This is a genomic window from Pseudomonas sp. F9001 (genome assembly GCF_013385435.1).
In the GTDB taxonomy this organism is placed as follows: Bacteria; Pseudomonadota; Gammaproteobacteria; order Pseudomonadales; family Pseudomonadaceae; genus Aquipseudomonas.
Genome location: NZ_JACAPX010000009.1, coordinates 1 through 10,554, shown reverse-complemented (window position 1 = coordinate 10,554; position 10,554 = coordinate 1). Strand labels below are relative to the sequence as shown.

Sequence of the window (10,554 nt, the reverse complement as noted above, 5' to 3'; positions counted from 1 at the left end):
CATTTGAACCGTGCCCGCTTTAACTTTTGATTTTGCTTCACAACACTCCAAAAGTGAGCCGCTGTAAGAGCGGAACCAATACCAGCCCTGACCGCAGCAACGGATATGCCCACCTCACCCCGCCCCAAAAAAGAAGCTTTTATGACAAAAGTTCGGTAGTCCCCAGCGACCCCCGTCTTGGCTATGTAACGCGCTCAACACCGCCAAAAAAGGCGACGTCAGAGCCGCAAGCAGGATGCCAGGAGTGGGGCGAATGGGAACTATGGAACGTTACTCGAAAGTCGGCATGCAGGAGCTCGACCAGCGCCTGTCAAAGATCGTCGAAGCCGCACGCAAAAAACCGGTCTCGGTCTACCGCTATGGCGCACCGTGGGTATGGATCGTCTCCCAGGACGACTGGCAAGGCGCGCTCAAGGAAGTCTCCAGCTACATCCCCGCAGGCCATTCACTGGTCTTGTTGCGCCCGCAGATCGACGACATCCTCGACCTCCACCGCGACCTGCTCCAGGCCCAACCCGGCACCCAGATCGCCCCCCAGACCGTCTTGCAGATCCTGCTGCTGCAACTCCTGTACTCAGTCCCCAACGAACAGCAACTGCACGAACAACTCAACTACAACCTGCTGTTCCGCTGGTTCGTCGGCCTCGACCTGAACCAGAAAGTCTGGGGCATCAACCTCCTGCAACGCGACATCGCCACGTTCCTGAACAACCCGCAGGCGGTGCAGTTGATCCAGAAAATCATTGGTGAAGTGTTCTGTGGCGCCTTGCTGCACATGCCGGAGTTCTCCCTGAACTTCGCCCTGCTGCACACCTGGCTCGCCCGGCATGGCAACACCTCGATATCCAGCAATTGAACAGGCCAAACGCCGGGCAAACGGCGACGGCAATCATCTTGAGTAAACCAGGGGGCGGTGTGGAGCATCTGTTCAAATCAACGCTGGCGCTGTGCTGGCTGACGCTGGGTGCACTGGCGCAACCGCTACAGGCCGAAGAGCAGGGCACCCAGCCCGGGCCTCCGGCACGGCTGGTGGACGTCAACGAGTACTTCGTGCGCGGCAACACTGTGCTCGACGCTCGTGCGATCGAAGAGGCGGTGTACCCGTTTCTCGGCCCGCAAAAGACCCTCGCCGACATCGAAGGCGCCCGGGATGCCTTGCAGAAGATCTATCAGGCACGCGGCTATCAGTCGGTGTTCGTCGAACTGCCGGAGCAGAAGGTCGATGACGGAATCGTCTACCTGCAGGTCAGCGAAACCAAGGTCGGGCGCGTCCGCGTGGTCGGCGCCAAGCACTATTCGCCGGTGGAAATCCGCGACGAAGTACCCGGCTTGAAGGAGGGCGCGGTTCCGGATTTCACCAGCGTGCAAACCCAACTCGCCGGCCTCAATCGCAGCGCCGGGCGGCAGGTCACGCCGCTGGTCCGCGAGGGCCAGCGCCCCGGCACCATGGACGTCGACCTGCAGGTGGAAGACCAGAACCCCTGGCACGCCAGCCTCGGCCTGAACAACGACTACAGCGCCGACACCAAGGAGCTGCGCAGCGTCGCGACCCTGGGTTACGACAACCTCTGGCAACTGGGCCACAGCATTTCCCTGACCTACTTCACCGCGCCCCAGGACAGCGACAACGCCAAGGTCTGGTCGGGCTCCTACACCGCGCCGCTGACTGATCGCTGGAGCCTGCAGTTCTCCGGTTATCAGTCCGACAGCAACATCGCCACCATCGGTGGCAGCAACGTGTTGGGCAAGGGCCATTCCTACGGCGTGTCGGCGATCTACAGCCTGCCGGCCAGTGGCAATTGGGCCAATTCGTTCTCCGCCGGGGTCGACTTCAAGGACTTCAAGGAGCAGATGAAGTTTGGCGGCAGCACGGACGATATCCCGCTGAAGTACGCACCGCTGACCTTCGGCTACAACGGCTACCGCTACACCGAGCAGTCGCAATTGGGGCTGGGCTTGAGCCTGGTGGTGGGTACCCGCGCGTTCTTCGGCTACGGCAGCGACGCCGAGGAGTTCCAGTACAAGCGTGACAAGGCCAGCCCGAGTTTTGCGGTGCTCAAGGGTGACCTGAATTACACCTACACCTTCGGCAACGACTGGCAGTCGGCGTCCAAGGCCGGCTTCCAGCTGGCCTCGGGGCCGCTGGTGTCCAACGAGCAATATTCCGCTGGCGGCGCTACGTCGGTACGCGGGTATCTCGCCGCCGAGCGCACCGGTGACGACGGCTACCTGTTGTCCCAGGAGCTGCGCACGCCGTCCCTGGCCAAGTTTCTCGGCAGCTACGTGCAGGAGTGGCGCTTCTACGCGTTCGCCGAAGGCGCACGCCTGCGCCTGCATGACCCGCTGCCCGAGCAGGAAGACGAATACAGCCTGGCCAGTGTCGGCCTCGGCACCCGCGCCAGTTTGAGCAAGTGGTTGTCCGGCAGCCTGGATTGGGGCTACCCGCTGCTTGAAGGCCCAAATACCCAGAAACAGGACTCGCGACTGCACTTCAGTGTGCAGGCGACTTTCTGACCCCTTTTTTCGGAGACTCCTGACATGCAACGCCTATTTCTGAGCCTGTTGATCTGCCTGGGCTTCGCGCTCCCGGCCACCGCCCATGCCTGGTGGCAGGACGATTGGCACTACCGTAAACAGATCACGGTGGACACCACCTCCCAGGGCGCAGCCATCAGCCAGGCCCTGGGCCGCACCGCGCTGCTGGTGCGCCTGCACACCGGCAACTTCAGCTTTGACGGGGTCAAGGACGACGGCGCCGACCTGCGCTTTGTCAGCGCCGACGACAAGACCGTGTTCAACCACCAGATCGAAAGCTTCGACCCGCTGATGGGCATGGCGCTGATCTGGGTCGATGTGCCCAAGGTCGAAGGCGGCCAGCGCCAGGACCTGTGGATGTACTACGGCAACCAGAAGGCGCCGGCCACCGCCAACGGCCAGTTGACCTTCGACCCGAACTACACCGCGCTCTACCACTTCGACGGCGCCAACGGCACGCCGCCCCGGGACACCACGGCCTACGGCAACACTGCCGTAAACGCCACCGGTGCGAGCATCGACGGCGTGATCGGCCGGGCCTTGCAGTTCAGTGGCCAGCCGTTGCTGCTGCCAGCCAGCCCGTCGCTGCAACACGCAGCGGGCGGCGCCTTCACTTTCAGCGCCTGGTTGCGGGTCGACCAGGCCAGCGGCGAGCAAGTGGTGGTGGCCCGTCGCGAGGGCGCCCACAGCCTGTTGCTGGGCTTGAACCAGGGCATGCCGTTTATTGAAATCGACGGCCAGCGCGCCGTCTCGACCCAGCCGCTGAACCCCGGCCAATGGCAGCACCTGGCGTTCACCGCCGAGGGCGACAAGGTCTCGCTGTACGTCAACGGCCGTGAGACCGCGACCCTCGCAGTGGCGATGCCGGCGTTCAATTCGCCACTGGCCATCGGTGCCGATTTGCCGGAAGCCGCCGGCGGGCACCTGCCGTTTACCGGGGCCATGGACGAACTGCGCTTGTCCAAGGTCGCGCGCCCGGCAGCCCTGTTGCTGGCCGATGCCACGGCCCAGGGCGCCGAGTCGAAACTGGTGGCCTATGGCGTGGATGAAGAACAGTCGGGCTTCGGCTTCGGCAGCCTGGGGTTCCTGCTCAAGGCGGTGCCGGTGGATGCCTGGGTGATCATCCTGGTGCTGGTGGGGATGATGTTCCAGTCGTGGTTCATCATGCTCCGCAAGAACCGCCAGGTCAGTCGCGTGAGTGCTGCCAACGATATCTTCCGCGAGCAATTCGCACAGATCGGTACGCGCCTGGAGATGTACTACGACGACGCGTTGCTGGCCGAGCGCCTGACCCATTCCTCGCTGTGGCGCCTGTACCGGGTCGCGGTCAAGGAAATCCGCACTCGCCGCGCCCAGGGCGCCGACACCTCGTCGGTCTCGGCAGCCACCATCGAAGCCATCCGCTGCTCCATGGACGGCGTGCGTACCCGGGAAAACCAGCAACTCGGCGCCAAGCTGTCGACCCTCTCCAACGCGATTGCCGGTGGCCCGTATATCGGCCTGCTCGGCACCGTGCTGGGGATCATGGTGGTGTTCCTCGGCACGGCGATGGCCGGCGACGTGAACATCAACGCCATCGCCCCGGGTATGGCGGCGGCCTTGCTGGCCACGGCCATGGGCCTGTTTGTCGCGATCCCCGCGCTGTTTGGCTACAACCGCCTGATTACCCGCAACAAGGAAGTCAGCGCCGACATGCGCGTGTTCGTCGACGAGTTCATCACCCGCCTGGCGGAGATGCACGGCGAGAGCCAGCACAGTGAAGCGGCGCACCGTCGCGACCACCACGCCCACGTCCCGGCCTGAGGAGAATCAGCATGGCTTCCGTGAATGCCTCCCACGACGATGACGATGACGCACCCGTCGACAGCATCAACATCACGCCCCTGGTGGACGTGCTGATGGTGGTGTTGGTGATGTTTATCCTCACCGCCACCGCCCAGGTCTCGGGGATCCAGATCCACCTGCCCAAGGCCAGTGCTTCGGTATCGCTGTCCGAGGCCAAGACCAAGGCCATCTCGGTGAACGATGGCGGCCAGGTGTTTCTCGACGCTTACCCGGTGACCTTGCCTGAACTCGAAGAGCGCCTGCGCATCGAGAAAGCGCTGAACCCGGACTTCCCGGTGATCGTGCGCGGCGACGCCATGGTGCAGTACCAGAAGGTCATCGAAGTGCTCGACCTGCTGCGTCGCCTGGAGCTGTCCCAGGTCGGGCTGGTCACCGGCAAACCGAGCCAGGGCTGAGTCATGACCGCACAGATGCCGATCACGCCGACGCCCCTCAAGAACAAGCCGCCATTGCGCCCGCTGAAGTGGGGCATTGGCCTGCTGCTGGGCGCCGTGGCTGCCTGGTTTCTCTGGCAGTGGGCCAATGACATGAGTGGCGTGCGCCGTGAAGCGCCCAAGGTGCCGACGATTATTCCGTTGCCGCCACCGCCACCACCGCCGCCGGAAAAACCCAAGGAACCGGAGCCCGAGGTGCAGGAAAAAATCCCCGAGCCGGAACCCACGCCGACCCCCGACGAGGTCAAGCCCGAGGAAGAGGCACCGCCTTCGCCAGCAGACGACCTGGCCAACCCGATGCAGATCGACGGCGACGCTCAGTCCGGTACCGACGGTTTCAACATCGGTGCCGGCAAGGGCGGCGGCATGGCCGGTTCCGGTGGTGGCGGGCTCGGTACCGGGACGTTCAAGCAGTACCTGGCCGGGGTGTTCCAGCGCCTGCTGCGGGAAGACCCGGAGCTGCGCAAGAAGGCCTACACGGTGCAGGCCGACCTGTGGCTGAGCGCAGACGGCGAGGTGACGCGCGTGGAGCTGGCCAAGTCCAGCGGCGACGCCGACACCGACGCCCAGGTGCTGGCCGCATTGCGTGCCACACCGCGGCTGAAGGAACGCACACCCACCTCAATGACCCTGCCGGTACGCCTGTCCCTCAAGGGCCGGCGCCCGGATTGATCGAACCCTTTTTTGCAGTTTTCTACAGGAGTTGTGTGCAGATGATTTCCCACGTGAATCGATTGACCCTGGCGGTCGGCATGGTCATCGCGACCCTGGTCGGCCAGGCGACGGCCGCCACCGCCGCGCCTTCGGAAAACGCCACGATCAACCTGATCCGCCTGCTGGTGCAGCAAGGTGTGCTCAAGCAGGAACAGGCCGACGGGCTGATCGCCCAGGCTGAAAAGGAAGCCCGGCAGGCACGCCAGGCCAGCACCGCCACGGCGGTAGCGGCAGGCCCAGCGGCGGCCCCCGGCGATGTGCGGGTGCAGTACGTGCCGGCCGCGGTGCGCGACCAGATTCGCGACCAGGTCAAGGCCGAGGTCATGGCCACCGCCAAGCAGGAAAACTGGGCCCAGCCCAACACCTTCCCGGAGTGGGTCTCGCGCATCAGCTTCGACGGCGATATTCGCCTGCGGGATGAGTCCCGCTATTTCTCGGGCAACAACAGCAATGAAATCGTCGATTACGCCAAGCTCAACGACAGCGGCCCCTACGACGTGAACAAGAACACCAACACCAAATTGCCGCCGCTGCTCAACACCCGCGAAGACCGCGAGAACCTGTTCCGCCTGCGCGCCCGCCTGGGCATGAAAGCCGTGATCTCGCCGGAATGGACCGCCGGCATCCGCCTCGGCACCGGCAACGACAACAACCCGGTGTCCACCACCCAGACCCTGGGCGGCGGCTTCGGCAAGAAAGACATCTGGCTCGACCAGGGCTACCTCACCTGGAAGACCACCGACTACATGACCCTGACCGCCGGACGTTTTGCCAACCCGTTCTATTCCACCGACATGATGTATTCCGGCGACCTCAACTTCGACGGTGTGGCGGCGATCTTCAACCACAAGCTCAACAGCGACTGGGGCCTGTTCGGCACCCTCGGCGCGTTCCCGGTGGAATACAGCCCCGACACCGCCACCACCAACGGCTTCGACAAGGACGAGAGCGAAAACAAATGGCTGTTCGGCGGGCAGATCGGCGCCGACTGGAAGATCAACCGCAGCAACAGCCTGAAGGGCTCGATGGCCTACTACCACTTCGGCGATATCCAGGGCGAACGCTCCAGCCCTTGCTCGCCGTGGGCCGGCCAGCCGGCGTGCGATACCGATGGCACGCGCCTGGCCTTCATGCAGAAGGGCAACAGCGTGTTCCTGCTGCGAGACATCACCCCCAACCCGGCAACGCCTGGCCTGACCCCGCAACCGCAATTCGTCGGCCTGGCGTCCAAGTTCAATGTGCTGGACCTCAACCTGGTGTGGGACAGCGAGCTGCCGGAAGACCTCAAGCTGCGCAGCCAGACCAACTTCATCCACAACCTGGCCTACGACAAGGGCGAGATGCTCAAGCGCAGCGAAGGCCAGATCGTCAACAACCTCAACAGCGACGGCCAGTTTGAAAGTGGCGGCAATGCGCTGCTGGTGCAGTTCACCCTCGGCAGTGCGCTGGAGATGCGCAAGAAGGGCGACTGGAACGTGCTGGCCGGCTACAAATACATCCAGCCGGATGCCTTGCCGGACGGCTTCAACGACTCCTCGTTCCACCTCGGCGGCACCAACGCCAAGGGCTATTTCATCGGCGCCAACTACGGCCTCGACAAGAACATCTACGCCAGTGCTCGTTGGCTCAGCGCCTCCGAAGTGTATGGCGCGCCGTTTGAAGTGGATGTCATGCAACTGGAACTCAACACGCGCTTCTGATGCGCCGGAGAAAGCTCATGAACACGCGAATTTGCGGCCTGCTTCTACTGCTCGTCACCACCGGCGCTTCGGCTGAGGGTATGGAGGAGCGCCTGCGCACTCAGCTGCGTAGCACCACCCAGCAGTTGCAGGCGCTGCAAAGCGAGCAGGCCCAGGCCAGTGCCGCACGCATCGCCGCCGAAACCCAGGCCAAGCAGGCCCAGGCGCAGGTCAAGCAACTGACCGCCGAACTGGAAAAGACCCGTGGCGTGGCCGAACAACTGGTGGGCCAGCAACAGAGCCTGCATAGCCAGGCCCAGGCCCAGGTGGCCGCGAGCAATGAGCAGGTGGGCAAGTTCAAGAAAGCCTATGAAGACTTGCTGGTAATCGCCCGGGGCAAAGAAACCGAGCGCGCACGCTTGCAGGCGCAACTCACGGAACGTGACACACAAGTGCAGCAATGTTCAGTCAAGAATCAACAGATGTACGACGTGGCCCAGCAGTTGCTGACGGCCTACGAAAAAATCGACGTGGCCGACGTGATGAGCATCCGCCAACCGTTCGCCAGCAGCACCCGGGTCAAGTTCGAGGAACTCGCCCAGGGTTTTGGTGACGGCCTTTACCTTAATCGGTTCGATGCTCCACAGACCGTCACTAATCATTGATCGACAAGGAAGAGACCCCTATGAGCGACGTACAACTGATCACCAGCGTGACCCCGCAAGCCTTGACCGAGCTGCTGCAGGAAGCCGGCTACCGGGTCAACCAGACCGAGCAGAACGGCATCGTGCAATTGCTCAGCGCAAGCCAGGGCATCGGCTTCGCCGTGCGTTTGGGCAACCCGGCGGCAGAGCAGGGCAGCTACGTGGACTTCACCTACAGCTGCGCGCTGCGGGTGCAGGGCGAATTGCCCGAGGGGCTGGCCCAGGTCTGGAACGCTTCCCGACGTTTTGCGCGGTTGTCGTTGCAGGGTGAGTTCCTGCTGATGGAGATGGATGTGGTGGCCGCCGGCGTGGGTGCGCCGTACTTGCGCAATCAGCTGGAATTGTGGGATCGCCTGCTGCAGGAATTCATCGTCTACCTGCGTGAATACAGCCAGCAAGCCGCCCAGCTTCAAGCCCAGGCCGACGCCGCGCCTGCCGTCGATGCCCGTGAAGAGGCGCCTGCCCTGTGAAGAAACCAACCCTGGTGGTCGGCGCTGGCGCCCTGGTGGTGCTGGCGGTCGCGGTGGGGTTGAGCCTGCGGCCGGGCAGTGACCCGGTCGCAGCCCAGCAGCCGGCGCCGGTGGCCGTGAAGGACGGGCCGGCGGTGGCGCGCCTGGGCAACCAGCAGATCGACCTCGCCGAACTCAAGTCGGTGTTGGCCGCCTTGCCGACGGAAACCCGCGAGCAGTTGCGTGGCAACCGCAGCGCCCTGGAAACCTGGCTGCGTTCGCGCCTGGCGCAAAAGGCCGTGCTTGAACAGGCCGATGCCCAGGGCTGGCGGCAGCGCCCGGAGGTGGAGCAACAGACCCGCGCCGCCACCGAGCAGATCGTGTTTCGCGACTACATGTTGTCGGTCAGCCAGGTGCCGACGGATTACCCCAGCGCCGCCGAATTGCAGCAAGCCTATGACAGCGGCAAGGCACAATGGGTGACGCCCCCGTTGTACCAGGTCAGCCAGATTTTCCTGGCCGTGAGCGACCCGCAAACCGTCGACAATGTGCGCCGCCAGGCCCAGGAGTTGAGCCGCAAGGCGCAGGCCTCGCCGGGCGAGTTTGCCGCCCTGGCCAGCCAGTATTCCCAGGACCCCGACAGCGCCCGGCGCGGTGGCGATTCCGGGATGCAGCCATTGCAGCAATTGGTGCCTGAAATGCGCGGTGTGGTGGCGCGGCTCAAGACGGGCGGGGTGTCGGAGCCGGTGCAGAGTGCGGCGGGTTTTCACGTGCTCAAACTCACTGGGCAACAACCGGCGCGCACGGCCACGCTGGATGAACTGCGTGGCCGCCTGACCGAGGCCTTGCGTGCGCAACGCCAGGAGCAGATTGCCAAGGCCTACCTGGAAGGCATGCTCAATACCGCGACCTTGAGTATCGACGGCGCCGAGCTGAACAAGGTGCTGGAGTAAAACCGTATCACCGCATTGGATGCACAGTACCCACAAGACAGGGAGTCTCCCATGGTATTTGTTGAACCGGCTGTACCCCACGGCGTCGCGCCTTATCGTGCGTCGACCGAATCCCGCGAGGCCTGGCTGGCCTTGGCGGCCGCCATCGAGCCCGAGGTGGCGCAGTATTTCCTGATCAGCGCCCGCTGTGGGTGTTTCATGCAGGCGGCTCGCAGCCTCAACATCAAGGCCACGCAGTTGCGCAAGCGCCTGGCGCAGCTGGAAGAGCAACTGCGGCGTTCGCTGTTCAGCTATCAGGGCAATGTCCTGGCCCTGAGTCGTGAAGGGCAGCAGTTGCAGGCGCAGTTGATTGCCCTGGCGCATGAGCGACGCTTGCCGGTGCTGGAGCAACCGTTGATTCGGCTGGCGGTTGCCGAGTCGATCCTGCATGACATTCTGGGGCGGGACCTGATTGCGCTGTTGCGGCGCAATGCGAGTGTGCGGTTGGAGATCATTTCCATCGACAGCGAGTTGGGGTTGCAGGCGCTGGATGCGGATGTGGTGGTGTGGTTGTCGGGGATGGATTCGCCGGGGGCGGGGCCGAGTTTTGCCATTGGGGCGCCAGAGGTGTTGGCGCGGTTGGATTATTCGCCGCATATTGCCAAGCGGTATTCGCGGTTGGCGGTGCGGCCGGACAGTATTGAAGACCTTGCGGATTATATGTTGGTGCAGTGGCAGCCGGACCGGCAGGTGGAGGCGCTGCGGCCGTGGAATAGCCTGGTGGAGCAGCGGCTGGCGGGGGTGGTGCGGGTGGAGGCGTATCCGCTGATGCTGGAGATGATTCGGTGCAGTGCGTGTATTGGGTTGTTGCCGCGGTACATGAGTTGTTTTGATCGTGGGTTGACGGCGTTGGATGGGGTGTTTCTGGAGGGGATGCAGCGGCAGGTCTGGATGGGGGTGAGTGCTGATGTGCGGCATCCGCTGGAGGTGGGGTGGGTGGTGGAGATGATTCGGAATACGTTTCTTGAGCGGGGGGAGTGGTTTGATTGATTGATTGATTGATTGAGTACATATCCGTTTCTTCGGTAACGGCTACTTATGGTTCCGCTCTTACAGCGGGTCACTTTTTTACAAACGCCTAAAAAAGTAACCAAAAAACGCTTTGCCCCACCACTCGGTGCCTCGCTTAGGCTCGGCATGCCCGCACTCCGGCAAGGCTCCGCGGGCCGCCGCGACGGGCCATCCATGGCCCGGCGCGGCTA

10 protein-coding genes are annotated in these 10,554 nt (G+C 63.5%); all 10 read left to right on the top strand.

Translation table 11 applies throughout. The annotated features are described in order from the left end of the window. Window positions 1-262: 262 nt before the first annotated feature. The 10 genes from HX818_RS07165 to HX818_RS07120 are packed head-to-tail and all read left to right on the top strand — an operon-like array spanning window position 263 to window position 10,342. A complete protein-coding gene (locus HX818_RS07165; RefSeq protein ID WP_087694077.1) occupies window positions 263-856 on the top strand; it encodes a transposase in 594 nt (197 codons plus the stop codon). A gap of 59 nt (window positions 857-915) precedes the next feature. Beyond that, window positions 916-2,514, top strand: a complete 1,599-nt coding sequence (locus HX818_RS07160) for a ShlB/FhaC/HecB family hemolysin secretion/activation protein (protein WP_177019770.1) — start codon at window positions 916-918, stop codon at window positions 2,512-2,514. Window positions 2,515-2,538: 24 nt separating this feature from the next. Further along, on the top strand, window positions 2,539-4,338 hold the full coding sequence (locus HX818_RS07155) for a DUF2341 domain-containing protein (RefSeq protein WP_008430331.1): 1,800 nt from the start codon (window positions 2,539-2,541) through the stop codon (window positions 4,336-4,338). Window positions 4,339-4,349: 11 nt separating this feature from the next. Next, window positions 4,350-4,775: a biopolymer transporter ExbD gene (locus tag HX818_RS07150; protein WP_003211540.1), complete on the top strand. Its 426-nt coding sequence runs from the start codon at window positions 4,350-4,352 to the stop codon at window positions 4,773-4,775. Window positions 4,776-4,778: 3 nt separating this feature from the next. Continuing rightward, a complete protein-coding gene (locus HX818_RS07145; RefSeq protein WP_032898546.1) occupies window positions 4,779-5,486 on the top strand; it encodes an energy transducer TonB in 708 nt (235 codons plus the stop codon). Window positions 5,487-5,527: 41 nt separating this feature from the next. After that, entirely contained in the window at window positions 5,528-7,228 is a 1,701-nt protein-coding gene (locus HX818_RS07140; RefSeq protein WP_177019719.1) for a putative porin, read from the top strand. 17 nt (window positions 7,229-7,245) lie between these two features. Continuing rightward, window positions 7,246-7,872: a hypothetical protein gene (locus tag HX818_RS07135; protein ID WP_008430322.1), complete on the top strand. Its 627-nt coding sequence runs from the start codon at window positions 7,246-7,248 to the stop codon at window positions 7,870-7,872. 20 nt (window positions 7,873-7,892) lie between these two features. Next, the gene (locus HX818_RS07130; protein WP_177019718.1) at window positions 7,893-8,381 is read left to right on the top strand and encodes a YbjN domain-containing protein; all 489 of its coding nucleotides are present in this window, start codon (window positions 7,893-7,895) and stop codon (window positions 8,379-8,381) included. Continuing rightward, entirely contained in the window at window positions 8,378-9,313 is a 936-nt protein-coding gene (locus HX818_RS07125; RefSeq protein WP_177019717.1) for a peptidylprolyl isomerase, read from the top strand. The genes HX818_RS07130 and HX818_RS07125 overlap by 4 nt, the downstream gene beginning before the upstream one ends. A gap of 51 nt (window positions 9,314-9,364) precedes the next feature. Next, complete coding sequence (locus HX818_RS07120; RefSeq protein WP_003211527.1) at window positions 9,365-10,342, top strand: LysR family transcriptional regulator; 978 nt, start codon at window positions 9,365-9,367, stop codon at window positions 10,340-10,342. Window positions 10,343-10,554: the final 212 nt, after the last annotated feature.